The organism is Lentibacillus halodurans (genome assembly GCF_900112045.1).
Classification (GTDB): Bacteria; Bacillota; Bacilli; order Bacillales; family Amphibacillaceae; genus Lentibacillus; species Lentibacillus halodurans.
On the sequence record NZ_FOJW01000015.1, the window covers coordinates 1 to 24,855 of the forward strand.

Below are 24,855 nucleotides of genomic sequence, written 5' to 3' on the forward strand. Positions count from 1 at the left end.
TTAAGTGAGTAGTGTTTGGCTAGATAATCAGAAATAGCTGCCAACTTCACTTTTTTTGTATACACTTTCTTCTTAGAAGAGGTTCTCTTTAAACCTTTCCATCCATATTTGGTTACGGATTTCTTCCAATCCATAAGCGCTGTATGATGTACACCATACTTTTGATAAATACCTCTTAAGCTAAAACCTTTATGTTCATATGCATCCAATACTATTTGTTTAAATTCAATCGTATAATTCTTTCTTGGCATAAAAATAACTCCCCTCAAAGTAGCAGATTTTATTTTTTTATCTGCCTACTTAGAAGGGAGCATATCAGTTTTTTCCAATCATAGTGGAATCGTCGTTCGGATTTATCTTTGGCTTATATCCTTTTGTCCTTGTGAAACAGACAGAACACACAAAATGTAAGCGTTTTTATAAAAATTTTCAAAAAATAGGGCTTGAATTTTTTACTTTCAACCATTATGATAAATAATATAACTTTTTATGTTAAGAAAGTTAACATATTTTTTGAGAGGTGTTTGAAACATATGAAAAAAATTGAAGCGATCATTCGTCCGGAAAGGATTCAGTTACTCCGTGATAAACTATCGGATATTGGAATCGGTGGTATGACCATAACGGAAGCAGCAGGAACCGGAAAACAAAAAGGTGGCACAGGGATTTTTCGTGGTACAACGTTCAAGGTTGAACTGCTTCCTAAGATCAAAGTGGAAATTGTTGCGGATGAAGATCAATTAGAAAAAATTATTGATCTAATGATTAAAACTTGCAGCACAGGAGATGTTGGCGACGGAAAAATCTTTATATCTCCGATTGAGCAAACGATTCGCATTCGTACAGGTGAGCGGGGGGAACAAGCGGTACTCTAACATTTAAAGGAGGATCATGTATGATTAAAAAAATTGCCTTTTTATCGTTTCTTTTTTTGTCACTTACCTCAAGGGTATATGCAGCACCGACAACTGAGTCACTTCAGCTGTCTGTTGATACAGTATGGGTGATGATGGCTGCCTTTTTGGTATTCTTCATGCATGCAGGATTTGCGATGGTTGAATCAGGGTTTACGAGGGCAAAAAACGCCCTCAATATTCTGATGAAGAACTTTATTACCATTAGTCTTGCTGCCATTCTTTTTTTTCTTGTCGGCTATGGGCTGATGTTCGGTACATCCTCGGTTTCGCTGATAGGCAGTGATGGTTTTATGCTAAGTGGCGTTGAGGACATTGGTTTCTTTGTATTTCAGGCAATGTTTGTTGCCACAGCAGCCACGATTATTTCGGGCGCTGTTGCAGAGCGTATGAAATTAAGCAGTTATGTCATGATGGTCGCTGTCATGACGGCCTTTATCTATCCGGTAGTCGGCCACTGGATTTGGCAGGGTGATGGCTGGCTGACAGCACTTGGATTCAGTGATTTTGCCGGTTCGACAGTTGTTCATCTGACTGGTGCTATCGGTGCTTTAACAGCTGTATTGTTTCTGGGACCGCGTCTTGGAAAATATAGCGGTAAGAAAGTCAATGTTATACCAGGTCATAATATTCCGCTGGGAGCACTGGGGGTATTCATTCTTTGGCTTGGCTGGTTCGGCTTCAATGGTGGAAGCTCACTGGCGGCTGATCCTGAATTAGTGCCGATGGTTATAGGTACCACGCTGCTGTCAACGTCGGCAGCACTGATATCCACGGTTTTATATACGAAACTCCGCTTTAATCGTGTAGATGGATCGTTATCACTCAACGGTGTATTGGCTGGCCTTGTTGGTATCACAGCCGGCTGTGCAGAAATATCACTTGGGGGTTCCATACTCGTCGGTATCATTTCAGGTGTTGTGTTAGTGGAAGGTATTCACTTTCTGGATGTTAAATTGCGGATTGACGATCCTGTAGGCGCTATTACAGTGCATGGTATCTGCGGTATCTGGGGAACGGTTGCAGTCGGCCTGTTCTCGACAACCAATGGTCTTTTTTATGGAGCGGGGCCCTCCCAGTTGTTTGTACAATTGGCAGGTGTTATTGCCGTAATTGTCTGGACAATGGCTGTGATGGGGACTTTCTTATTTGTTGCAACACGTTTCGCTCCGATTCGTGTATCACAAAAAGAAGAAATTGCCGGTCTTGACTTTACGGAGCACGGATCCAACGCTTATGAGCTAAAAGAGGTTATTTTATCGAATAATCAAGAGACTGTAGATGGTAAACTGGCACTGGCTGACCGTTTAAATAGCTTGTCTGGTTCAAATGCAGAAGAAAAAATATGAAAACTGCGTAAAAAACAATTGACAAAATGTTATAACGGTAGTAAAGTTTAAATCATATTAAATTAAATAATCGAACTTCTTATTCAGAGAGGTGGAGGGACATGGCCCTGTGAAACCTCGGCAGCGGACTTTATAACAAAGTACTGTGCCAATTCCAGCAAGCATTCGCTTGAAAATAAGAAGAGTGTGCACGTTTCTTAAATCTCTTCTTATTTCATTATAGGAAGAGATTTCTAATTTTTAACAACTGAATATATCTGAACTTCTTATCCAGAGAGGTGGAGGGACTGGCCCTGTGAAACCTCGGCAGCGGACTTTTTTAAGTACTGTGCCAAATCCAGCAGGCAACAAGGCTTGATAGATAAGAAGAGGTATGCGGAAATGCCTCTTCTTATCGATTAAGGAGAGGCATTTTTATATTTGAAGGAGTGGGTATCATTGATTACGTTTGAAAACGTGACGAAGATTTACGAAAGTGCAGGACAGCAAGTAAAGGCATTAGATGAGGTTGATCTGCATATTGAGGAAGGCGAGATATATGGTGTTATCGGTTTCAGTGGTGCAGGCAAAAGTTCACTGGTGCGTTGTGTGAATTTACTCGAGCGGCCAACTTCGGGAAACGTTATTGTAAATAATCAGAACCTGCAGTGTCTTTCGCCTAAGGAACTGCGGGAGGCAAAACGGCATATCGGAATGATTTTTCAGCATTTCAATTTGCTTAATTCGAAAACCGTTTTTACGAACGTAGCCATGCCATTATTGCTCATGAAGCAATCAAAAAAAGAAGTGGAACAACGCGTATATGAGCTATTAGAATTCGTTGGTCTCCGTGATAAGGCGGCTGATTACCCGGACCAGCTGTCGGGCGGCCAAAAACAACGCGTAGGCATTGCCCGGGCATTGGCAACTCAGCCATCTGTCTTATTATGTGATGAAGCAACGTCAGCACTGGATCCGCAAACGACAGAATCCATTTTAAAGCTTTTAAAAAGAATTAATCAGGCGTATAACATTACGATTTTAATCATTACGCATGAAATGGGTGTTATTCGGGAGATTTGCGATAAGGTAGCTGTTCTAGATCAGGGGAAAGTCATCGAATCAGGATCTGTTTTTGAGGTTTTTGCACAGCCAAAAACAGAAATTGCACATGATTTTGTCAGTACAGTGATGCAAGATGACATACCAGAATCCGTTCATCAATTAATACAATCACAATCATCTACTAACCGGATTTATCGCATTGTATTTGTTGGTGATTCTGCTGGAGCGCCGCTGCTTTCCCAAATAGCTAAACGTTTTGATGTGGAAGTGAATGTCTTATTTGGCAGTATAACGGAGCTGCAGGGAACACCTTTTGGCAATTTGATTGTGAAATTCGAAGGTGACGCAAAAGAGATTAATCGGGTTATCATGGATATCAATCAACAGGAAGTAACCGTCAAGGAGGTGCTAGAAGATGCTGGTTGACTGGAATCAAATTCTGGCAGCATTAGGCGAAACCATTACAATGGTCGCTATTTCACTGCTTTTTGCAACTGTAATTGGTTTAACGTTGGGTATTTTGCTGGTTGTCACACGTAAAGGACATTTGTGGGAGAATGCAGCGGTTTTTAATGTGCTGAATGCCATTGTCAACGTATTTCGATCGATACCTTTTATTATTTTGATGGTTGCTGTAATCCCGTTTACCCGATTGCTTGTTGGAACGTCAATCGGGACGGCAGCTGCTATTGTACCTATGGTGCTTTTTTCAGGGCCATACATTGCCAGATTAATTGAAAACTCGCTGCTTGAAGTTGATCCTGGTGTTATGGAAGCTGCGCAGGCAATGGGCGCAACACCACGGCAAATTATCATGCGATTCCTGATACCAGAGGCATTAAGCTCTCTTTTATTAGGATTAACTATTGCAACGATTGGGCTGATTGGTGCCTCAGCTATGGCTGGTGCAATTGGCGGCGGCGGACTTGGCGATTTAGCTATTACTTATGGCTATCAGCGATTTGACACGATCGTGATGATAATTACCGTAGCCATTCTTGTTGTCATGGTACAAGGATTGCAAACGGCGGGAAATATATTATCCAGAAAAGTCAGACGGCGCTAAAATCAGGAGCGGAAAGTTATCGTTAAAAGGAGAGAAAAACAACATGAAGAAATTTGGATTTTTAGTATTACTTATCGGCTTAATAGTCATTGTGAGTGCTTGTAACAGTGAGTCAACCGTAAAGGTGGGAATTAGTGGCTCCGACACAACGGTTTGGGATTTTGTTGCCGAAAAAGCAAAGGAAGAAGGCATTAACGTTGAGATTGTTCGTTTTTCGGATTACGTGCAGCCGAATCTGGCACTGGCTGAAGGAGAGCTTGATGCGAATGCCTTTCAAACAGTATCCTACTTTGATGCATTTATCGAAGAACATGATCTGGATCTAGCTCCAATTGCTACAACCGTCATAGCACCAATGGGGCTTTACTCTGAAAAATACGATTCACCAGAAGAACTGCCGGAAGGGGCGACCATTGCCCTGCCTAAAGAAGCAACCAATATGGGACGCGGGCTGCTGCTGTTGCAGGAAGCAGGATTGATTGAATTAGAGGAAGACTTTGATGGCAATGGCTCTTTAGACAAGATTGTGGATAACCCTAAGAATTTGCAGTTTGAAACACTTGTAGCGGCTCAAACGCCGCGTGTTTTGCCGGATGTAGCTGCTTCCATTGTTAATAATGGAATTGCCGTTGATGCAGGATTCAGCCCATTAGATGATTCCATTTTTCATGAAAATGAAACAGCAACACCTTATATCAATATTATCGCTGTTAATGAAGAAGACAAAGATAACGAAGTGCTGCAGCAATTGGCTGATATTTACCAATCAGATGATGTGAAGGCATTAATTGAAGAAGAATACGAGGGAAATCAGATACCCACTTTCGTATCGCTGGACAAAATTGGCTGGTAAGCATTTTTTGTAACGTTAAACACTAAGGCTCTCACTATGAGGATTTGGTGTGAAAGCGGGTTTTTCCAAATAACTTTGCTAAAAGTTTATTGCTTTCACTTGTGAATTCTGGCTGCTCGATGCACAACGAAAAAAGTTTCCAAAAATAATATGATGGGGTGATTGGATGACAATTACAGCAAGCAGATTAGCTGAGATGAAAAATATGATTTCTGGAAACATTGAAGCGCATCAAGAACAATACGTGAAAACAAGTCATGCAATTCATGATAATCCGGAAATCGGGAATGAAGAATATTTTGCATCACAATTATTAACGGATATCCTTTTTAAAGAAGGTTTCACGATTGAAACAGGTGTTGCTGGTCATGAAACAGCATTCCTGGCGCAACGAAAAGGTGAAAAAGAAGGGCTTAGAATCGGTTTATTAGCTGAGTATGATGCGCTGCCGGGGCTAGGTCATGCATGTGGACATAACATGATTGGAACAACAAGTGTTGCTGCAGCTGTTGCTTTAAGTAAGGTCATTGATGAAATTGGCGGGGAACTTATTGTGCTTGGAACACCTGCAGAAGAAGGCGGTCCAAATGGCAGTGCGAAAGGAAGTTTTGTGAAGGCAGGTTTATTGGAGAATATTGACGCTGCTGTAATGCTTCATCCCGGAAATGAAACGAATCTGACCAGTCCAACTCTAGCCGTCGATCCGCTTGATTTTGAATTTTTTGGCCAATCCGCACATGCATCAGCCCATCCAGAAAAAGGAATCAATGCGCTGGATGGGGTTATCCAACTGTTTAACGGGATTAATGCGTTACGTCAGCATTTACCGTCTGATGTCAGGATTCATGGCGTTATAAGCAATGGTGGTGATGCACCCAACATCGTTCCGGAATATGCGAAAGCGAGATTTTTTATACGGGCAGCAACCAGGACGGTCTTAAACGATGTAACGGAAAAAGTGAAGGGAATTGCAAATGGCGCTGCATCGGCAACCGGAGCGACTGTCAACATAACGCCGTTCCAAAATGAAGTCGATAACTTTATTGTTAACAAACGCTTCGATCATGTATTTAAAGAAGTCATCGAAGGGTTGGGTGAAACAGTTAATACAGTGGAAAGAACGGCTCTGGGATCAACAGACGCAGGAAATGTCAGCCAAGTTGTCCCGACGATTCATCCTCATATTAAAATAGGTCCGACTGATCTAGTAGGACATACGGATGTATTTAGAGAAGCGGCGCGGTCTGAAAAAGGAGATCAGGCACTTATAACGGGTGCAAAGGCAGTCGCTTTGACCATACTGGAACTTTTAAGGAACAGATCGGTTTATGATGGGATTTACCAGGAGTTTTTGGAGCGGACAGAGCCCGCTCATCAATAGGAAATAATACACATAAAAATTTTTGTATAAGTAAAATATTTACGGGAAGAGATATATTAAATCGAACATTTTGAAAGTTGACGTCCTTTGTATCACACAACAAAGGAACTCTCACCTTTGATAGAATAGATTCGTCGAAAAACCAAACAAAAGGTGGAATTCCTCATCCGGCATCTTTATCAACCGCTATCGCTGAGGCAGAGAAGGCGGAGATAGACGACGATAAGAAAGATGACATTGCCGAATTGCGCATGTTTATTTTAGATAATCAAGAAGCCATCAGGGGTTATCGTGAGAGACTGTAGGAAAAGGGCGTAGAGACGGATTGGATGCGTCCGATGGGTTCCGCCGAACTCCAACATGAACTTCTTTTCCAGGCGCCTGAAGAAAATGGGTTATAGCTGGTCTGTGGACGGCCTTGAGGCTATGACGAGATCCATTATTCACCGGTTTGATGGAACATTGGAAGAGGCGCTTGATTTCACAACAAGTGATTATCAGAATGACGAATCTCGGGAAGAAAAGGTTTCGCTCAAACAATTACTGAAACAAAAGACAGGACAGTCTGTAGGAGCTGTGATAGGCAGCATGCTTGTACTGTGGGGTAAGGAGCTAAGCAGCAATACAGCACAGGCTTTGCGTGGATTAGCTGGCCTCCACTCCCAAAAATAGATTTATACACTAAGCGGCCCGTATACACGCAGACTCCAGCGGGAGGAAAGGCATCGGTGAGACCCCGTAGTGCGCCAGCACGAGGAGGCTCACCAGCCACCCGCGGAAAGCGGAGTGTATACGGGCCGCAGGTAAGAAAATAACCGCGTCTTTACATCAACAATCAAAAAGAAATTCAAAGGTCGAGAGAAACTTCCCGCAAAAAATTGACTCACTCAAAATTTTTCACCGGGATTGACAAGATATTTATACTATAGTATATTATATCTTGTCGCATGGAGGTATACCCAAGTCTGGCTGAAGGGATCGGTCTTGAAAACCGACAGGCGGGTCAAACCGCGCGGGGGTTCGAATCCCTCTACCTCCTCCATTTAATTAAATCGCATAAGTTGGAGATAAAACCACCAAACCGTTACATTAGTAGCGGTTTTTTTATTTGGCTATGTGAGTAACATCATGTATCATGTTTGCTCGAGCATACGGATCACTTGCGGAAAGCAACGAGTCATACTTATACCGAATAGCTTCGAGTTGCGAGGAGTGCATGCTGCATCGAAACAACTTGCAGCACGACGATACTTGTGTATTCAGGCTGCGGGTTTAATAACACAATCTTTATGAAAAGAGTCTTTTAATAGAGGCATGCATATCTAAGCTATGAATGGCAGTGTTTTTATATGGCTGATTTTTGAGTAAAACTGTAATATTTGATTAATAACATCGTCTAATGAACAAAGGACATCATTAAGAAATCCTGATAAAAGGAGGCTGCAGGATGGATGAGGAATTAATTACGGACTGGTTTGATTCTTATAGTGATGATATATATAAGTTTCTTGTCTATTACATGTCCACTCCTGATGTGGAAGATTTAGTGCAGGAAGTTTTTATAAAGGCGATTGATCGGTATGATTCGTTTAAAGGAGACTCCAGTCCTAAAACATGGCTCATATCAATTGCACGTAATCTGGCCATTGATGAGGCACGAAAAAGGAAACGACAGGATTGGCGTAAATTAATCAAAACGTATGATGATCGAACAGATATATCACCAGAAGAAAAGCAGCTGGCTAATGAAACCAAACATCAATTGCATCAGGCCATTTCAAAACTGAAACAGGATTATCAGGACGTCGTTATATTGCGGGGTATTGAAGAATTATCGGTTGCCGAAACAGCCAGTATTTTACAATGGCATGATACAAAGGTGCGCGTAACATTTCATCGAGCATTAAAAGCTTTAAAAGGAAAAGTAAAGGAGGGCGATTATGAATTTTAACGAGGACGAATTACAAAAGGAGTTAAAAGAATTGAAAACATCTGTTTCATTAGACCCTCAAAAAAAAGAATCGATGAAAAATGCAATTAGAAAACATGCGAAGAAGAAGCGCAAGCGAAAAAAATTAAAGCAATCAGCTATCTGGTTTTCAACTGCTGCTGTTTTATTTATATGCGGCGTGCTTCTGGTGAATACGATTAACAGCAATCAATCCGTTCTGCCGGCAGATGATCATGATCAACCGGAAAATAAAGCAAATACAGGTGATACAGGCAAAGAAGCTGCTGACAGCGGACAAGAAGGAGACACGGATGACACAGCATCACAACAAATATCGGTTAGTGAACAAGGAACAGAAACCCAAACGATTATGCTGGAAGGTACGGAAAAAGAGACGACGGTCACCAACTATTCACTTGAGCCATATGGCATTTACTATCAAATGGATGAATTTCTCGGCAATTATACCATTGATGAGGGGGCCGTCAGACATTACAGCGATGATGATAATGCCTGGATCAGGCTGGAAGTTATAGAAGATGTCAGCTTGGATGACGTTGTTTCCGATGTACAATCCGACTATAGCGGGGATGCCAGCGAGACGGAAGAGTCAGCTGAAACACCACCCGGTGAAGAAAATCCGTATCACGGGATCGGGCAGCATTTTTCATCCCCGCCTCAAGGATATTACGTTTATCAAATTGAGGAGAATGTATTAGTCATTCAATATGAATATGTAATCGCTGCAGGTGACGGGATGGGATCAAGGCTCCAGGCTTTAAGAGAATCAATCAGTCAATAAAGAGACAACGAGGCTTACAGGTGAAAGCCTCGTTTTTATACTTGACATTGGGAATACTAGCCGGTATATTACATAAAATACAGGTAAGTGCATGAACAAATATGATCCTTGCATCTGTACTGGAATGATTCTTTAAATAACTTTTTAAACGAAGAAGAGGTCAGTAGCAAAACGCTTTCCGCAAGAGAGTGGAATTCACCGGCTGAAAGATTCCATCGGCTATAGCTTTTGTGAAACCTGCCTCGGAGTTGTCAGATTAACCCTGACCGCAGTCTTCCTGCGTTATCATAAAGAGTGGGCATGTCAAACATGTCAATGAAGGTGGTACCACGGAAAACACCCCAATCCGTCCTTTTACAGGATCGATTCGGGTGTTTTTTAATTTAAAGGAGAGATGAAGATGGGTGAAAAACTGGGATTTATCGGTGCCGGATCAATGGCTGAATCAATCTTGACTGGTATATTAAACAGTGGCTTTTTACCGAAAGAACAGATTTATGTCACGAATAAGTCGGATCAAGAACGATTGGCGTTTCTTGAAAAACAGTATGCCGTTCAAAAGACAGACGATGTCAGGGAAATAATCGACGGCGCAGATATGATCGTCATTGCGGTGAAACCTTATGATGTAAAAGCAGCTGCCAGTTCCATTGGCGATTACTTGAATACGGACCAGCTGGTTATCTCTGTGGTAGCAGGTGTTTCAACCGATATTATTTCACAATTGATCGGCAAAAAGGTGCCGGTTGTTCGTGCAATGCCAAATACATCATCTGCAGTGGGACAATCTGCTACAGCTATTACCCGGGGGAAATTTGCTGCAGAAAAACATCTGGAAACGGCGATGGAGCTTTTTAATACGATCGGTACAGCAACAGAGGTACTTGAGGATGATATGCATACGGTTACCGCCATATCGGGAAGCGGCCCGGCATATGTGTATTATTTAGTCGAAGCAATGCAAGCAGCCGCAGTGAAAGCTGGATTGGATCAAGATACAGCGCATAATCTGATCACGCAAACAATCGTTGGAGCCGGAGAAATGCTCAAAACATCCGGCTTGGATCCGGCCAAGCTTCGTGAAAATATTACAAGCCCGGGCGGGACAACTCAGGCTGGACTTGAATCACTCACTGAACATAAGTTCCAGGAAACGATCATGACATGTGTGGAACGTGCACGGAACCGTTCAATTGAATTAGGGAAGAAGCTATAGGAATAAGCGATCATATCAATTCCTTTTTCAATGAAAGTGTTGAACGATAGAGATGTTTTTAAAAATAAAACTGTTGAAGGGTTAAATTATATCTGCTCGAATATCGTGATGAATGGCTTTGAATGGCTTGAGTTCGATATGTTTTGACATGTATCTTATCAAAAATGTTGCAACGTCGTTTGTTTCTATAAGCCAGTAAAGATTCTCGGGAAGCGCAATCAAGAACGCTCCAAACACTTTATGGCATCTCGCTTTGTTCTAAAATCGCGCAGATGAGAGGGCGATTAAATATGATAGTTCAACTGGATTGAAACGATTGTTCATAGGAAGAACTGGTTGAGGCGATCAATGATCGTGTAGCGTACTGATTATAAATATGGTGGGGGAAATTAAACGAAACTGCAAAGTAACGGCCGTATGCTCCGTCACTTTACACAGATTCGTTTAATTTCCTGCAAAAGGCCGGCTAAATTCAGCACATTAATCACCAGTGCCGGCATAAGTACGTCTTCTGCGATGGAGCAGTTTTTTTATTTTATCAGTTCCCGTGTTTTCCATTTTCGTGATTGCTGGATGAAATGACCGATTTTTTCCAGAACTGGTTCAATGGATTCGTCTTGCTCAAATAAATCATAATCCGAAATATCGACACGCAAAATCGGGCATGCGTTAAAGTTGTTAATCCATTCCTCATAGCGTTTATACAGTTCTTCCCAATAGGAAATGGGTGTACTTTTTTCCATTTCCCGGCCGCGGTTTTGAATCCGCTCCAGTATTTTATCAAATGAACCTTCTAGATAAATTAATAAATCAGGGTGTGGGAAATACGGCGTCATCACCATGGCTTCAAACAGGTTTGTATATGTTTCATAATCTGTTTTGGACATCGTTCCATTCTCATAATGCATTTTAGCGAAAATGCCTGTATCTTCATAAATCGAACGGTCTTGAATAAACCCGCCGCCATATTCGAAAATCTTTTTTTGTTCCTTAAAACGTTCGGCCAGAAAATAAACTTGCAGATGGAAGCTCCAGCGTTCGAAATCATCGTAAAACTTCCCAAGATATGGATTGGCATCGACCTTTTCAAAAGACGTTTTAAAATTAAGTGTGTTAGCTAATGCTTTTGTCATAGTTGATTTCCCGACTCCGACTGTACCGGCGACTGTAATAATGCTGTCGTTTGGAATCTGGTATTTCTCACGTAAATTCATTTTTGTTCCCCTTTATGGTTTGGATACTGCCTTGTGGCTGCACAGCTGCTGTTCCACTAGACTGATAATGTGCTCAAGATCCTTCTGATATTTTACAAAATCTGTTTTATCCCCATTGATTCGGATAACGGGTATATCCGGGTGAAGCACTTCAAATTCATTCATATAGTCTTCATAATCTTGTATGAGCTGTGCCAGATAGGATGGCTTAATATTCTGTTCAATATCTCTTCCGCGTAGTCGGATCCGATCCAATATGGTATCAAGACTGGCATGCAAGTAAATCATGATATTCGGCACAGGCATGTCTTTTGTTAATATATGGTAAATTTGTTCATACTTGTTAAATTTATCGTCCGGCAGTGTACGTTTGGCAAAAATCATGTTTTTGAAGATATGATAGTCAGCGATGACTGCTTTATTCTGATTCAGATATTTTTGTTCAATATCCTCCAGCTGTTTATAACGATTGCAAAGAAAGAACATTTCCGTTTGAAAGCTCCATTCCTCAATATTATCGTAAAATTTTCCAAGGAATGGGTTTTCTTCAACGATTTCTTTTAACAGGTGGAAATTAAAATGGACAGAAAGTTTTTTGGCAAGTGATGTTTTTCCGATTCCGATTGGTCCTTCGATTGCAATGAACGGGGCCTCCAGCATAACTTTCCCTCCAATCAGGCGATTATAGTCAACAAATACTAATTGTAGCATACAAAAAAGAGCAGTTCCATGTAAAATCAAAATCCACTTTTCATTTAGCTGGAATTTTTGTATAATATTGATTGTGCCTTTTTTCACTTTCGGTATCTCTCTCTTTTAATTGGACAAGTCCTATTTTACGTGCCCCCGTAGCTCAGGGGATAGAGCAACGGCCTCCTAAGCCGTGTGCGCAGGTTCGATTCCTGCCGGGGGCGTGCCTCATAATTCCAATTGCCAACCATCCATTTCTGAATGCATTTTCTAACATACGGCTTTAAAAAAATCTCATCAAGAAAGGAACATGCAGCATGAATTTGACAAAGAAAATCCTGATTGCTCTTGTGTTAGGTGTTATGACCGGTGTCGGTTTAAGCTTTGCGCCATCAGAAGTCTTTTCTGTTGCTGATCAATATGTGTTACATCCTGTTGGTCAGCTGTTTTTGAATTTGATTATGATGCTGGTTGTTCCAATTGTATTTGTATCGATTGTATTGGGAACGGCAGGTCTGAGTGATCCGGTGAAACTGGGCAAGATAGGCGTGCAGACGATTACTTTTTATCTTGTTACGACAGCTATTGCCTTATTGATTGGTATTGGCATCGGCTATTTGCTGGAGCCTGGTACCGGAGGCGATTTTAATATTGGTGATACAGAATATGAAGAACAAACGCCTCCACCGGTTATAGAAACATTGATTAATATTATTCCGGAAAATCCGATTGATGCTATGAGCAGTGGTGATATGCTGCAAATTATTGCTTTTGCTATTTTCATTGGTGTTGCCCTTGCTGTTTTAGGTGATAAAACAAAACGCATTCATCATTTATTTGAAGAGGCAAATGAAATTTTGCTATTTTTAGTTAATCTGGTTATGAAAACTGCTCCATACGGCGCTTTCGCTTTGATTGCCTCGGCTCTCGGCGGTGCGGGGCTTGATGCATTGGGTTCGATGCTGATGTATATGGTTGCCGTTATTTTAGGTTTGCTGCTTCATGGTGCATTGACGTACAGTCTGGCCATTTGGGGAGTCGGCAAAGGGAATCCTTTGACATTTTATAAAGCATTTTTCCCTGCCATGTCTGTTGCCTTCAGTACGTCAAGCTCCAGTGCCACGCTTCCTGTTTCCATGAGGATGGCCCAGGAAAAACTTGGCGTCAGAAAATCCGTCAGCAGTTTTGTCCAGCCGCTCGGTGCGACCATCAATATGGACGGAACAGGCATTATGCAGGCTGTTGCAACCGTGTTTATTTCGCAAGTGTATGCGATCGATTTAGGTTTCACAGATATTGTCATGGTTATTCTTACTGCGACACTGGCAAGTATCGGGACAGCCGGTGTTCCGGGTGTCGGGCTGGTGATGCTGGCCATGGTATTAAATCAGGTTGGGCTCCCAACAGAAGGAATTGCACTGATTATTGGGGTGGACCGCCTGTTGGATATGCTGCGAACATCCTTGAATATTACAGGTGACGCTGCATGTGCTTATATTATATCTGAAAGAGAAAAACGGAAGGATACACAACCAGTCCAGGCTAATGAAAAAGTGTAATTTACACCCTTGCGTGATGCTGACGCAAGGGTGTTTTTAATTCCTTCAGCGTAAAACACTTTAAAATTGTCACAAAATGTTCTAAAATAGTTGATAGTTGGCAAAATGTTTATAAAACTTTATATAATTGTATATTTAATACAATTATAACGTAACTTTTAGTGAGCGGTTTTGCAACCGATTACAAATTTTAAGATGGGGTGATAGGAATGGATATGCAGCGTATACCCGCACAGGATGGTAAGTTTAATCTGCAAAACTACGAAAGTATGCGCGAGAAGTTTTCTTGGGAAGATGTGAAAAAACATTTCAGCTGGAATACTACAGGAAAAGTTAATATGGCATATGAGGCAGTTGATCGCCATGCGGAAGATCCCAATAAAAAGGATAAAGCTGCGTTATTGTATTCGTCACCTGATCGTGAGGAAAACGTAACGTTTGATGCATTACGCAGGCAAAGCAATCAATTTGCAAATGTACTGAAAAAACACGGGGTTCAGAAAGGAGACCGTATATTTCTTTTCCTTCCGAGAAGCCCTGAGTTTTATGCAGCATTCTTCGGGATCTTAAAAACAGGTGCTATTGCCGGACCGTTATTTGAAGCATTTATGGAGCAGGCTGTCCGTGACCGTTTGCAGGACAGTGAAGCAAGTATGCTGATCACCACGCCTGAATTATTGGAGCGAGTTCCGCAAGAAGATTTGCCTGATCTTGAAAAAATTGTGCTTGTCGGCGGGAACAATGAAACATCTGATAAATATATTGATTATGACAGTGAAATGAAAGCAGCATCAACTGATTTTGATATTGAATGGGTTGCTCTTGGGGATGGTATGCTCATTCATTATACATCAGGTTCTACCGGCAAACCGAAAGGCGTTTATCACGTTCATAATGCGATGATCCAGCATTATGCAACAGCTGAATGGGTATTGGATTTACGAGAAGATGATGTTTATTGGTGTACAGCTGATCCGGGCTGGGTAACTGGAACAAGTTATGGCATTTTTGCTCCATGGCTTCATGGTGTTACCAATGTCATTCGCGGCGGCCGATTTAGTCCGGACGACTGGTATGGTACCATTGATAAATATAATGTATCAGTCTGGTATACAGCACCAACGGCGCTCCGGAAGCTGGTCAGTGCCGGTGAAGATGTCGTGAAAAAGTATGACCTCTCATCATTGCGTCATGTCATGAGTGTCGGGGAACCGTTGAATCCGGAAGTCATTACGTGGGGACTCAAGGCATTTGACCTTAGAATTCATGATACGTGGTGGATGACTGAAACAGGTGCACAGCTTATTGTAAACCTGCCATCACTGGAAATTCGCCCAGGATCAATGGGTAAACCGCTTCCGGGAATTGAGGCATCGATCGTTGACAATGAAGGAAATGAACTGCCTCCAAATCAAATGGGCAATCTGGCAATCAAAAGGGGATGGCCGTCAATGATGCGCCAAATCTGGAAGCGTCCGGAAAAGTTTGAAAGCTATTTTGTCAATGGCTGGTATGTATCTGGCGACAGTGCTTATAAAGATGAGGACGGTTATTTCTGGTTCCAGGGGCGTCTGGATGATGTCATTAATACATCCGGTGAGCGTGTCGGGCCGTTTGAGGTGGAAAGTAAGCTGATTGAACACCCGGCTGTTGCAGAAGCAGGCGTTATCGGAAAACCGGATCCGGAACGCGGGGAAATTATTAAAGCGTTTATCACGTTGAATGAAGGCTATGAGGATTCAGAGGAATTGCTTGAAGATATACGTCAGTTTGTTAAAACCGGTCTTAGTGCTCATGCTGCACCTCGTGAGCTGGAAATAAAAGATGCGATTCCAAAAACGCGCAGTGGAAAAATCATGCGCCGTCTCCTGAAGTCCTGGGAGCTTGGATTGCCAACGGGAGATACATCTACATTAGAAGAATAATATTATAAAAACAGGCTTTCATCAGACAGCACGTCGTGAAAGCCTGTTTTTTACAAAAATACGATAAATTTTGCCTGAGCTGAATGTTTGGCTGGAAGCGAGCAATCGTTCTACAATGAATATGAATCAAGTTTCAGGATACCTTTCAAAGGGTACATTCTCATATAACTTTCTTAAAGGAGTGAGCTTATATGGCTAAAAAAATAGCAACCGTTATAACAAATATGTTTGAAGATGTGGAATATACAGATCCGGCCAAGGCTTTCAGAGATGCCGGGCATGAGGTCGTAACCGTTGAAAATGAGAAAGGTAAAGACGTGACAGGCAAGAACAATGAAACAACGGTTGCAATAGATGAATCAATTGATAACGTGACACCGGATGAATTTGACGCGCTGTTTATACCGGGCGGCTTCTCCCCGGATCAATTACGTGCGGATGAACGATTTGTCAAGTTTACCAAACATTTCATGGATGCTGACAAGCCGGTATTTGCCATCTGTCACGGTCCGCAGCTGCTGATTACAGCGAAATCATTGGAAGGACGTAAAGCAACCGGATTTAAATCCATTCAAGTGGACATGGCATATGCAGGTGCCGATGTACAGGATGAAGAAGTTGTCGTATGCGGCAATCAGCTGGTCACAAGCCGCCAGCCTGATGATCTGCCTGCCTTTAACCGTGAATCGATCAAACTATTAAGCTAGTATATGGCCCCCCCAATCGTGTCATAGCGTTGAGGGGGGGATTGGTTTAATCTAATTTCCTTACGGTGAAATTATCCTGCAGCAGTAGCCAATTTTGCGGAAATGCCAACCCTAATTTCCAGTAGCTGATTCCCAGAAGTCCCAATTCCTTCATCATATCAAATTTTGCCTGAATGGATCGGGCATCCTCAAACCATACTTCATGATTATTTCCTTGAGCATCTGTATACGTATAGAAGGGTGCTTGTGCTTCTGTGTCAAATTCGATGGCAACATTATGCTCACGTGCTCTTGTGATGGCTTCCTGGGGACTGATGGCTTCAGCAGGTTCCCCTCCTTCTACGTATGGGAGTGTCCAATCATAGCCATAAAGATTTTGTCCGAGTAAAATTTTATTGGCAGGCATGACACTTAATGCAAAATTGACAACATCCCGCACTTCATTTATTGGTGATACGGCTAATGGCGGACCGTAGCTGTACCCCCATTCATACGTCATCAGAACAACAAAGTCGGCAATTTCTCCATGGGCTGCATAATCATGGGCCTCATACCACTCCCCTGTCTGCTCTGCACTTGTTTTGGGGGCCAGGGCAGTGGACATGAGCAAACCTTCTTCTGATAATCGCTGCTTTGCCCTCCGTAAAAAATTATTGTAGGCTTCACGGTCTTCCGGCGACAAAAATTCAAAGTCAAAATGGACGTCATTGAATCCAACTTCATTTGCTGTATTGACGATATTGTCCAGCAGCGTGTTTTGTACTGCTTGGACAGTAACAATGATATGTCCAAGTTCCTGGCTGAATTCACCTTCTTCCAGATTGGTTACAACGAGCATCAGAGACGCATTGTTGTTTTCGGCAATTTGAACGAAATTATCCAGCGGTGGTGCTGTGAGGGTTCCATCTCGGCCGACTTCATAACTGAATGGTGCGAGATAAGTGAGGTATGGAGCTGCTTTAGCTGCAGCATTGACTAACGTTTGGGAAACTTCATCCCCCGTAGGTTCGATATAGGCATTTGCCGTGATTTCCGGTTTTGGCTGTTCCGGAATATATAATCGGGTTCCGACAGACAGAGTGCCCTCAACAGGTATGTTGTTTGCCTGTGCCAATTGCTCAGCAGATAGTCCAAATTGTTGGGCAATCGAAAATAAACTGTCACCCTGCTGTACAACATAAAATTGTCCTACGATCGGAATGACGAGTGTCTGGCCGACAACAAGGTTATTGGGTGCATCCAATTCATTGGCATCTATTAAATTGGTCGGTGTAGTACCATATGTATCGGCGATATTATATAGTGTATCTCCTTGTTGTACAACATGTATTTGCAAAAAAATCCCTCCCTTAAATCAGTCCTCTTTACACATTATGATAGATAGGAGGAAGATATACCTTGGATTGGCATTCACAACACAATACATCAGATGGCGTGCACCGTGATTTCAGATTTTTCTTTGGATGCCATACAATTTTTTATAATACGCGTGATATAATAATATATATTTCAAACGCTGCGGGGTGTTTAAATGGCAGATGATGTCACATATATGCGGGAAGCCATCGGACAGGCGGAAAAGGCACAGGAATTGAATGAAGTGCCTATCGGGGCGGTCATCGTTTATCAGGATGAAGTGATTGCAAGCGGATTCAATGTCCGGGAAACGTCCCAGACAACGTTATCACATGCAGAGGTTATGGCGATTGCCAACGCTAATCGTCAGATCGGCAGCTGGCGGCTTGAAGAATGTACATTGTATGTAACGCTGGAACCCTGTCCAATGTGTGCCGGTGCGATTGTGCAGTCACGGATTAAACGGGTCGTGTTTGGTGCCCCTGACCCGAAAGCAGGTTGTGCAGGGACCTTAATGAATTTGTTGGAAGATGAGCGGTTCAATCATCAGACGGGTGTTTCCGGTGGTGTTTTACAGGCTGAGTGCAGCGCGTTGCTGACGCATTTTTTCCGGGATCTGCGGGAGCGCAAAAAGAAATAGGGATCGATCACTGGCAGCTGATGCATTATCAGTGAAATTTGGCCGTCTATCAGCGAATTCATGCTGGACAATAAATGAACTGTAAATTGTATCCACTTCATGATTATCATTGCATTTTACGCGGATAGTCAGTATAATAATTATTGCCGTGCTAAGCGGGGAGGTAGCGGTGCCCTGTACTCGCAATCCGCTAAAGCGGGGCTGAATTCCCATTCGAGGTTGGACGTTTTTAAGGTCTGCCTTAAGAGATTGGTGTTGACGCCCAGGTCCTGCGCAACAGGAACCCATAAACCCTGTCAGATCCGGAAGGAAGCAGCAGTAAGTGGTCATTCTTGTGTGCCGCAGGGAAGCCTGAGCCGAGCCATGAACTTGAGTAACGCTTAGGGATGTCTGATCAACAATGGGTGCACGGTATACATAGTGAGGAATGACTGCATCAATGTCAAAAGAGACAGTTGATGCAGTTTTTTTAACAAAGTAATATTTTTAATTATACGTATTTTTTGATATTCCTTTGGTAGGAATAGGTCGGCATGTGTTGATCGTGGAACCTTTTGATAGAAAACCATAAGAAAGCGGGAGTACAGTTGAAAATATTTAGTTTGCGGTTCACTGTGTTTGTGACATTTTGGTTATTGATCATTCTGTTGGATAGTATCAATATACCATTAAGTATTACGTTGTTTGCCCTATCTCTTGCCATTTATTTTTTCCTGTCTGTCAAAAGAAGGCTTTTATTCCTTTATAGCATGCTTTCTTGCATCGTATTTATTCATGGTTGCCTGCTGACGGATAACAGCTCACTTTCATTGCTGCTTTTGCTGTTTATTACGATGGAAGCAGCGATAAGTTTAATGAAAGAAATGGTCCCTTTCTATTTGGCCATGAATATCTTATTATCATTGTCACTCATATGGTTAAACAACGGACATTTGCTTGAAACGATTATCATCAGTCTTCTTTTTTCCTTTTTAGTGCTGAAACTAAATCATATGACTGATGAACGGCGCGAACAAAGGGAAATTTATGACCAGCTTTTAGGTGAATATAGAAACCTGAAACGGATGAATCTGGCTGCAGAACAGAATGCCAGATTGGAAGAACGGACAAAAATTGCCAGAGACATCCATGATTCGGTTGGACACCGTCTGACTGCGCTGATTATGAAACTCGAAACGCTGGCGATTGAAACGAAGCATCCTGGATATACGACCTTAAAACAGATGGCAAACGAAAGCCTGGAAGAAACACGACAGGCGGTAAAAGCCCTTAAAACAGATGAACAGGAAGGGATTGCGACAGTGGTACACCTGATTCGCAAGCTGGAAGCAGAAAGTCATCTTCTTGTTCAGTTTACAATCAAGCAAGGGATTCTATCGGTTCCACTCTCCAATGAGAAAAGCATTATTTTGTACCGTGTTATTCAGGAAGCACTGACGAATGCGATGCGGCATGCCCAGTCCAGAGAAGTTCATGTAACACTGGGGAAATCCGCAGCGGGGGCCATTTCCTTTGAAATTACCAATGCGATTCATGATGCCAAACCATTGGCATATGGATTCGGACTGACGAATATGCAAAAACGGGTAGAAGAAGTTGAAGGATTTCTTGATGTATACCAAACAGATGAAACGTTTGTGGTTAAGGGGACAATACCAGGTTCGTAAAGAGGTGAGGATGATGTGGCAAGTGCTGCTTGTTGAGGATCAGGCCATTGTCAGGCAGGGGCTCAAGGCTATTTTGGAGCAGGATGACCATATAAGTGTGGTCCAGGAAGCTGAAAATGGAGAAGACGCCATTGCGATTGTGGAAAGACATATTATCGACTTTATTATGATGGATATCAGAATGCCGGTCATGAACGGCATTGAAGCGACCAGAAAAATAAAACAGCGATGGCCGGATATTAAAATTTTGATATTGACGACGTTCAATGATGATGAGTATGCTGTTGAGGCGCTGAAAGAAGGGGCAAATGGTTTTTTGCTGAAAACGTCTGAATCCGAAAAATTAATCGATGCCGTATACAGCTGTATGCAAGGTGGTATGACCATTCATGAGGAAGTCGCCGCTAAAGTGATGCCACGTCTGCTTCAACGCTCAGAAAACGAGCCGGCTCCGGATGTTCCTCTTTCACAGCGGGAATTAGCGATCACGAGGCTTGTTGGGGAGGGGCGAACAAATAAGGAAATGGCCGAGGAGCTTTATTTATCGATCGGTACCATAAAAAATTATCTTACACAGATTTTACAAAAAACCGGTTTACGCGACCGGACGCAATTGGCCATTTATGCGGTTAAGCATCATATTGCTGATGATTAAAAGGTCAATCGATGAGTAATCACGGTTCATAAAAGTATGAAGGCTATTGCCGGATATATGACGGTAATAGCCTTTCGTGTATAAGGTCCACCATCATAGATAACTTTTGACGTTATTAAAAATGACCTCCGTCACGTTCTGATAAGAAATTTAGTGACTCCAGACAGTATGCGCAGCACGGTCAATCAGCGTAAACTAAACAGCAGAGGAGGCAAGAAAATGATTGAACTGGTGGATTTAACAAAAAGATTCAAACAAAATGAAGCAGTCAAAAAATTGAATATGTTTATTGAAAAAGGTGAAATTGTCGGGCTGCTCGGACCGAATGGGGCTGGAAAATCAACGGCTATTTCAATGATGTCATCATTGGTGGAACCTACCAGAGGAGATGTACGGTTTAACAACAAGAGTATTTTGAAAAACCCTGCACCCTTACGAAAAATCGTCGGCATGGTACCACAGGAAATTGCACTTTATGATGATCTGACAGCAGAAGAGAATCTGCAATTTTTCGGGAGGATTTACCGGTTAAAAGGTACCGAATTAAAACGGAAAATTGATGAAGTCCTGGAACAAATCGGGCTGATTGATCGGCGTAAACAAGTGGTGGCTAAATTTTCCGGTGGGATGAAGCGGCGTTTGAATATTGGCGTTGCCATGCTGCATGATCCCGCGTTGATGATCATGGATGAACCGGCAGTTGGCATTGATCCCCAATCGCGGAATTATATTCTAGAGACCGTCAAACGGCTGAACGAGGAAAGACAGATGACCGTTTTGTACACGAGCCACTACATGGAAGAGGTGGAGCTTCTGTGTGATCGGATCTACATTATGGATCAGGGGAATTTGATTGCATCAGGAACAAAAGAGGAAATTAAGCAGATTCTTTCTGCTGAGAAAACAATCTCAATCAAAACGAATCGGCTGAATGACCGTTTTATTGCGATGCTGCAGGAGAACCCGACGATCAATCAGGTAATTGCAGGTGAGAGTGAGGTAGTCATTACAGTTCCGAAAGAGGTAAATATGTTCCCGAAATTAATAAGTCTGGCGGATGAAGCTGAATTGGAGCTGAATTCAGTCAATGTCCAAAACCCAACCCTGGAAGATGTCTTTCTTCATCTGACAGGGCGGGCGCTTCGGGATTAGGGGGAGAACGCATATGATCTGGCAAATCATGAAAAAACAAGGACTTACGTTGCTCAGAAACCCTGTGCAGTTGCTTTTGCTCGTTGGCCTCCCCATTATATTAATCGCCATACTCGGTACTGCTCTTGCCGGCACTATGAATGGAGAACCTTCTGCCATTGATGTCAAGATTGCCGTTGTTGAGCATGGCGATGAAGAAGAACAGGTTAATCGTTTTATGAATTCAATAGAGAATGAGAATGCCCTTCCTCCTGAGGCCGTCGAAGGGACGCAGGCAAGTATTGATGGATTGATGCCGGTAAGAACGTTAAAGGAAGACGTTTTTGGCAATGATGACCTGGAAAATATGGTTGATGTTCATGAAGCAGCGCCATCAGAACATGATGAACTGTTGAATGATGATACGTATACCGCTGTAATTGAAGTTCCCGAAAACTTCTCGTATGACATGCTTGAATATATCGTGCTTGATAAACCGGTACAGCCTGAATTGAAGATTTCACGAAATGAAACGCAGGAAATCGGGGGATCCATCGTAAAAGGCATCATACAGCAATATCAGGAACAACTCACTTTAGGCACATTTTTAAGCAAAAATGGCATGAACATGGGTGCGGTTGAACTGGATGAAGAATCGATAACAGGAGATACAACGTCTGTTGATCAAAAAAGCCCGGTAACAGCCAAAGCGTACTATGCTGTTGGTATGGTGGTTATGAATGTGCTGTTCCTTGCTTCTACTATTGGATCGATGGCATTTTTGGAGAAAAAGATTCATGTTTTTGATCGTGTCATTTTGGGCAATATGTCACGCTGGGTGTATTTTACGGGTGTGTTGCTATCAGGTATGCTTCTCAGCTTTCTCCATTTATTGATTGTTTATGGTTTTGCCTGGCTGTTTTTTGGCGTATCGTGGCCAGATATCATGGCATTTTTCACGGTTACATTAGCTTATGCGATGGCAGTAGGCGGGATTGCTGTGCTACTTACAGCCATAAGCTACCGATTTAATTCGGAATTAATCACCAATTTTTTCTCCGGAATTATAGTAACCATCATGGCATTTATAGGCGGAAGCTTTTTCCCGATTGGCGAAACATCGGAATTCTTCCGGAAAATTGGTAATTTTACGCCTAATGGAGCCGGCATGTCTGCCTATCTAACGATTTTAAGAGGGGATGGGATTCCGGAAGTTTGGCATCATGTCTTATTCCTTGGAATTTTTGCAATGGTTGCTATTATTCTGGCAGCGCTCAGTTTTCCGAAAAGGGGGATGTCAGCATGATCGGAATTTTACTTTCGAAGTTGAAAATGTTTATCCGCAACCCCTTTATATTTATTATTTTTACCATCATGTCAATCGGTTTTGCCCTGATTATCGGGAGCTCTGGTTCGATGGCAAACATCAATATTCCTGTCTATGCAGAGGATGATGACGTAAGGGATTCTTTGATAGGTGAGGTTTTGGATGAAACAGAGGGTTTTACGTTTAACTGGGTAAATGAGGAAGACATGCTGGAAGATGTATCAAATGGGGCAGCAGAGCTTGGAGTTATTCTCCGGGAAGATGATTTTCAAATCATCGTCGGGGTGGACTCGCCGAATGCCAGTATGATTGAACAAACGATTCGTAGAGCTTATGCGAAAGAACAGCAGCAGGAACAAATTTTGGAAGCTGCACGTGCTTCGGGTGATGTGGATAGTGAAAATATCCTGGAAGAATTGGAGTCATCCATGGAATCTCCAGTGTTTTCTATTCATATGAGCAATGTCAGCAGCTCTAATGTCTTTGTTTTTCATACGCTGTTTGGCTTTACACTATTTTTTGTGATTTATACAATCGGCTATAATGTATTGCCGATTTTGACGGATAAAAAGGATGGTGTATGGGATCGGATGATACTGTCTCCTGTACGAAAGTGGGAGATGTATGCAGCTAACCTGGTTTACAGTTTTTTTGAAGGCTACTTGCAGGTGTTGATCATTTTCTTTGTTTTCCGTTATTGGGTTGGTGTTGATTTTAATGGGAAATTTGCGGATATTTTGCTTCTTCTGGTTCCGTATGTATTTGCAATTGTGGCTTTGTCCATTCTGATCACGGCAATCGTTAAAAACGCACAGCAGTTTAACGCGGCGTTACCGATTGTTTCGGTAAGTATGGCAATGATTGGCGGCGCCTTTTGGCCAATTGAAATTGTGGAATCTGAATTCTTGCTTGCTTTGTCCAAAATCAACCCACTGACGTATGGCATGGAAATGCTAAATGGTATTGCCGTTTACGATTATCCGCTGGAAGAACTGCTGTATCCGATTAGTATTCTGCTGTTAATGGGCGTTGTATTCACTGGCCTCGGTATTCATCTGATGGAAAGAAGGCATGTATGAAAGAGGGGATTGACTGCATGATGCGGTCAATCCCTCCATTATTTTCAACACGCTTGTCATGAATTTTTTGTATTGGTTCACATTCAACCATAAAATCGAGTATAATTTAGATAGAATATATGAAGTGAAACTTCCATCAGTGGAGCGTTTCGACGCACAGGACGTGCTAGTGCCGACGTTGCGACAGGACGCAGGGACTTAGCCGCCCCACCGATGGTTAATGGAACGAATCGGGGTGTCAGCTTCCGTTAACCCCACCTGAACATATTTGGTTCATTTCATGTTCCTGTGGAGGGAGTCTTACGGACGATTGCACCGGGATAAAGGGG

Annotated in this window: 23 protein-coding genes, 2 tRNA genes, 1 other RNA gene, 2 riboswitches and 1 other annotated feature; of the genes, 22 read left to right on the forward strand and 4 right to left on the reverse strand. The window is 42.4% G+C overall.

Annotated features, from left to right (window positions below):
• Positions 1 to 251: hypothetical protein (locus tag BM195_RS15135; RefSeq protein ID WP_139224010.1), on the reverse strand; the 251-nt coding region annotated here is incomplete at its 3' end.
• A gap of 282 nt (positions 252 to 533) precedes the next feature.
• Between BM195_RS15135 and BM195_RS15140 the strand changes: the two genes are divergently transcribed.
• The 11 genes from BM195_RS15140 (at position 534) to proC (ending at position 10,576) form a co-directional block, all read left to right on the forward strand.
• A complete protein-coding gene (locus tag BM195_RS15140; protein ID WP_090240419.1) occupies positions 534 to 875 on the forward strand; it encodes a P-II family nitrogen regulator in 342 nt (113 codons plus the stop codon).
• Positions 876 to 895: 20 nt separating this feature from the next.
• A complete protein-coding gene (locus BM195_RS15145) occupies positions 896 to 2,263 on the forward strand; it encodes an ammonium transporter (protein ID WP_090240422.1) in 1,368 nt (455 codons plus the stop codon).
• Positions 2,264 to 2,339: 76 nt separating this feature from the next.
• Positions 2,340 to 2,445, forward strand: a riboswitch (SAM riboswitch).
• Positions 2,446 to 2,526: 81 nt separating this feature from the next.
• A riboswitch (SAM riboswitch) is annotated at positions 2,527 to 2,631 on the forward strand.
• A gap of 70 nt (positions 2,632 to 2,701) precedes the next feature.
• Positions 2,702 to 3,733, forward strand: coding sequence for a methionine ABC transporter ATP-binding protein (locus BM195_RS15150; RefSeq protein ID WP_090240425.1), 1,032 nt, complete (start codon positions 2,702 to 2,704; stop codon positions 3,731 to 3,733).
• Complete coding sequence (locus BM195_RS15155; protein ID WP_090240428.1) at positions 3,723 to 4,373, forward strand: methionine ABC transporter permease; 651 nt, start codon at positions 3,723 to 3,725, stop codon at positions 4,371 to 4,373. The genes BM195_RS15150 and BM195_RS15155 overlap by 11 nt, the downstream gene beginning before the upstream one ends.
• 43 nt (positions 4,374 to 4,416) lie before the next feature.
• Entirely contained in the window at positions 4,417 to 5,226 is an 810-nt protein-coding gene (locus BM195_RS15160) for a MetQ/NlpA family ABC transporter substrate-binding protein (protein WP_090240430.1), read from the forward strand.
• Positions 5,227 to 5,392: 166 nt separating this feature from the next.
• On the forward strand, positions 5,393 to 6,607 hold the full coding sequence (locus BM195_RS15165) for a M20 family metallopeptidase (RefSeq protein WP_090240433.1): 1,215 nt from the start codon (positions 5,393 to 5,395) through the stop codon (positions 6,605 to 6,607).
• Positions 6,608 to 6,997: 390 nt separating this feature from the next.
• Positions 6,998 to 7,279, forward strand: coding sequence for a hypothetical protein (locus BM195_RS15175; protein ID WP_090240437.1), 282 nt, complete (start codon positions 6,998 to 7,000; stop codon positions 7,277 to 7,279).
• A 277-nt stretch (positions 7,280 to 7,556) separates the two neighbouring features.
• Positions 7,557 to 7,649 (forward strand) — tRNA-Ser (locus BM195_RS15180).
• Positions 7,650 to 8,054: 405 nt separating this feature from the next.
• On the forward strand, positions 8,055 to 8,558 hold the full coding sequence (locus BM195_RS15185; RefSeq protein WP_090240440.1) for an RNA polymerase sigma factor: 504 nt from the start codon (positions 8,055 to 8,057) through the stop codon (positions 8,556 to 8,558).
• Entirely contained in the window at positions 8,548 to 9,360 is an 813-nt protein-coding gene (locus BM195_RS15190) for a hypothetical protein (protein ID WP_090240444.1), read from the forward strand. Before BM195_RS15185 ends, BM195_RS15190 begins: the two co-directional genes overlap by 11 nt.
• Before the next feature lie 142 nt (positions 9,361 to 9,502).
• Positions 9,503 to 9,717: a binding site (T-box leader), on the forward strand.
• Positions 9,718 to 9,760: 43 nt separating this feature from the next.
• A complete protein-coding gene (proC, locus tag BM195_RS15195) occupies positions 9,761 to 10,576 on the forward strand; it encodes a pyrroline-5-carboxylate reductase (protein WP_090240448.1) in 816 nt (271 codons plus the stop codon).
• 530 nt (positions 10,577 to 11,106) lie between these two features.
• Here proC and BM195_RS15200 read toward each other — a convergent pair.
• Both BM195_RS15200 and BM195_RS15205 read right to left on the reverse strand, forming a co-directional pair.
• A complete protein-coding gene (locus BM195_RS15200) occupies positions 11,107 to 11,790 on the reverse strand; it encodes a deoxynucleoside kinase (RefSeq protein WP_090240450.1) in 684 nt (227 codons plus the stop codon).
• Positions 11,791 to 11,802: 12 nt separating this feature from the next.
• Complete coding sequence (locus BM195_RS15205; RefSeq protein WP_090240635.1) at positions 11,803 to 12,450, reverse strand: deoxynucleoside kinase; 648 nt, start codon at positions 12,448 to 12,450, stop codon at positions 11,803 to 11,805.
• Positions 12,451 to 12,632: 182 nt separating this feature from the next.
• Here BM195_RS15205 and BM195_RS15210 point away from each other — a divergent pair.
• The 4 genes from BM195_RS15210 (at position 12,633) to BM195_RS15225 (ending at position 16,671) form a co-directional block, all read left to right on the forward strand.
• Positions 12,633 to 12,704: transfer RNA gene (locus tag BM195_RS15210), tRNA-Arg, on the forward strand.
• Positions 12,705 to 12,797: 93 nt separating this feature from the next.
• The gene (locus BM195_RS15215) at positions 12,798 to 14,039 is read left to right on the forward strand and encodes a dicarboxylate/amino acid:cation symporter (RefSeq protein ID WP_090240453.1); all 1,242 of its coding nucleotides are present in this window, start codon (positions 12,798 to 12,800) and stop codon (positions 14,037 to 14,039) included.
• A gap of 209 nt (positions 14,040 to 14,248) precedes the next feature.
• Positions 14,249 to 15,964, forward strand: coding sequence for an acetate--CoA ligase (gene acsA, locus BM195_RS15220; protein ID WP_090240457.1), 1,716 nt, complete (start codon positions 14,249 to 14,251; stop codon positions 15,962 to 15,964).
• Between the two features lie 191 nt (positions 15,965 to 16,155).
• The gene (locus BM195_RS15225) at positions 16,156 to 16,671 is read left to right on the forward strand and encodes a type 1 glutamine amidotransferase domain-containing protein (RefSeq protein ID WP_090240459.1); all 516 of its coding nucleotides are present in this window, start codon (positions 16,156 to 16,158) and stop codon (positions 16,669 to 16,671) included.
• 46 nt (positions 16,672 to 16,717) lie between these two features.
• Here BM195_RS15225 and BM195_RS15230 read toward each other — a convergent pair whose 3' ends face one another.
• Entirely contained in the window at positions 16,718 to 18,007 is a 1,290-nt protein-coding gene (locus tag BM195_RS15230; protein WP_090240461.1) for a glycoside hydrolase family 18 protein, read from the reverse strand.
• Between the two features lie 195 nt (positions 18,008 to 18,202).
• Between BM195_RS15230 and tadA the strand changes: the two genes are divergently transcribed.
• From tadA to BM195_RS15265, 7 genes are all read left to right on the forward strand, one after another.
• Positions 18,203 to 18,667 (forward strand): tRNA adenosine(34) deaminase TadA, encoded by a 465-nt coding sequence (gene tadA, locus BM195_RS15235; RefSeq protein ID WP_090240464.1) that lies wholly within the window; start codon positions 18,203 to 18,205, stop codon positions 18,665 to 18,667.
• Positions 18,668 to 18,813: 146 nt separating this feature from the next.
• Positions 18,814 to 19,079, forward strand: an RNA gene (gene ffs, locus BM195_RS15240) — signal recognition particle sRNA large type.
• 175 nt (positions 19,080 to 19,254) lie between these two features.
• The gene (locus BM195_RS15245; RefSeq protein WP_090240467.1) at positions 19,255 to 20,334 is read left to right on the forward strand and encodes a sensor histidine kinase; all 1,080 of its coding nucleotides are present in this window, start codon (positions 19,255 to 19,257) and stop codon (positions 20,332 to 20,334) included.
• A 13-nt stretch (positions 20,335 to 20,347) separates the two neighbouring features.
• Positions 20,348 to 20,989, forward strand: coding sequence for a response regulator transcription factor (locus BM195_RS15250; RefSeq protein ID WP_090240469.1), 642 nt, complete (start codon positions 20,348 to 20,350; stop codon positions 20,987 to 20,989).
• A gap of 219 nt (positions 20,990 to 21,208) precedes the next feature.
• Positions 21,209 to 22,141, forward strand: a complete 933-nt coding sequence (locus BM195_RS15255) for an ABC transporter ATP-binding protein (protein ID WP_090240472.1) — start codon at positions 21,209 to 21,211, stop codon at positions 22,139 to 22,141.
• 13 nt (positions 22,142 to 22,154) lie between these two features.
• Positions 22,155 to 23,426 carry an ABC transporter permease gene (locus tag BM195_RS15260; RefSeq protein WP_090240475.1) on the forward strand — a complete coding sequence of 424 codons (1,272 nt, stop codon included), beginning with the start codon at positions 22,155 to 22,157 and terminating at the stop codon, positions 23,424 to 23,426.
• Complete coding sequence (locus tag BM195_RS15265; protein ID WP_090240478.1) at positions 23,423 to 24,526, forward strand: ABC transporter permease; 1,104 nt, start codon at positions 23,423 to 23,425, stop codon at positions 24,524 to 24,526. Before BM195_RS15260 ends, BM195_RS15265 begins: the two co-directional genes overlap by 4 nt.
• Positions 24,527 to 24,855: the final 329 nt, after the last annotated feature.

Coding starts and splice junctions, on each gene's coding strand:
- BM195_RS15260 (WP_090240475.1), top strand. CDS start 22,155: ATGATCTGGCAAATCATGAAAAAACAAGGACTTACGTTGCTCAGAAAC.
- BM195_RS15185 (WP_090240440.1), top strand. CDS start 8,055: ATGGATGAGGAATTAATTACGGACTGGTTTGATTCTTATAGTGATGAT.
- BM195_RS15250 (WP_090240469.1), top strand. CDS start 20,348: ATGTGGCAAGTGCTGCTTGTTGAGGATCAGGCCATTGTCAGGCAGGGG.
- BM195_RS15205 (WP_090240635.1), bottom strand. CDS start 12,450: ATGCTGGAGGCCCCGTTCATTGCAATCGAAGGACCAATCGGAATCGGA.
- tadA (WP_090240464.1), top strand. CDS start 18,203: ATGGCAGATGATGTCACATATATGCGGGAAGCCATCGGACAGGCGGAA.
- acsA (WP_090240457.1), top strand. CDS start 14,249: ATGGATATGCAGCGTATACCCGCACAGGATGGTAAGTTTAATCTGCAA.
- BM195_RS15145 (WP_090240422.1), top strand. CDS start 896: ATGATTAAAAAAATTGCCTTTTTATCGTTTCTTTTTTTGTCACTTACC.
- BM195_RS15190 (WP_090240444.1), top strand. CDS start 8,548: ATGAATTTTAACGAGGACGAATTACAAAAGGAGTTAAAAGAATTGAAA.
- BM195_RS15215 (WP_090240453.1), top strand. CDS start 12,798: ATGAATTTGACAAAGAAAATCCTGATTGCTCTTGTGTTAGGTGTTATG.
- BM195_RS15200 (WP_090240450.1), bottom strand. CDS start 11,790: ATGAATTTACGTGAGAAATACCAGATTCCAAACGACAGCATTATTACA.
- BM195_RS15265 (WP_090240478.1), top strand. CDS start 23,423: ATGATCGGAATTTTACTTTCGAAGTTGAAAATGTTTATCCGCAACCCC.
- proC (WP_090240448.1), top strand. CDS start 9,761: ATGGGTGAAAAACTGGGATTTATCGGTGCCGGATCAATGGCTGAATCA.
- BM195_RS15225 (WP_090240459.1), top strand. CDS start 16,156: ATGGCTAAAAAAATAGCAACCGTTATAACAAATATGTTTGAAGATGTG.
- BM195_RS15160 (WP_090240430.1), top strand. CDS start 4,417: ATGAAGAAATTTGGATTTTTAGTATTACTTATCGGCTTAATAGTCATT.
- BM195_RS15140 (WP_090240419.1), top strand. CDS start 534: ATGAAAAAAATTGAAGCGATCATTCGTCCGGAAAGGATTCAGTTACTC.
- BM195_RS15175 (WP_090240437.1), top strand. CDS start 6,998: ATGGGTTATAGCTGGTCTGTGGACGGCCTTGAGGCTATGACGAGATCC.
- BM195_RS15155 (WP_090240428.1), top strand. CDS start 3,723: ATGCTGGTTGACTGGAATCAAATTCTGGCAGCATTAGGCGAAACCATT.
- BM195_RS15165 (WP_090240433.1), top strand. CDS start 5,393: ATGACAATTACAGCAAGCAGATTAGCTGAGATGAAAAATATGATTTCT.
- BM195_RS15255 (WP_090240472.1), top strand. CDS start 21,209: ATGATTGAACTGGTGGATTTAACAAAAAGATTCAAACAAAATGAAGCA.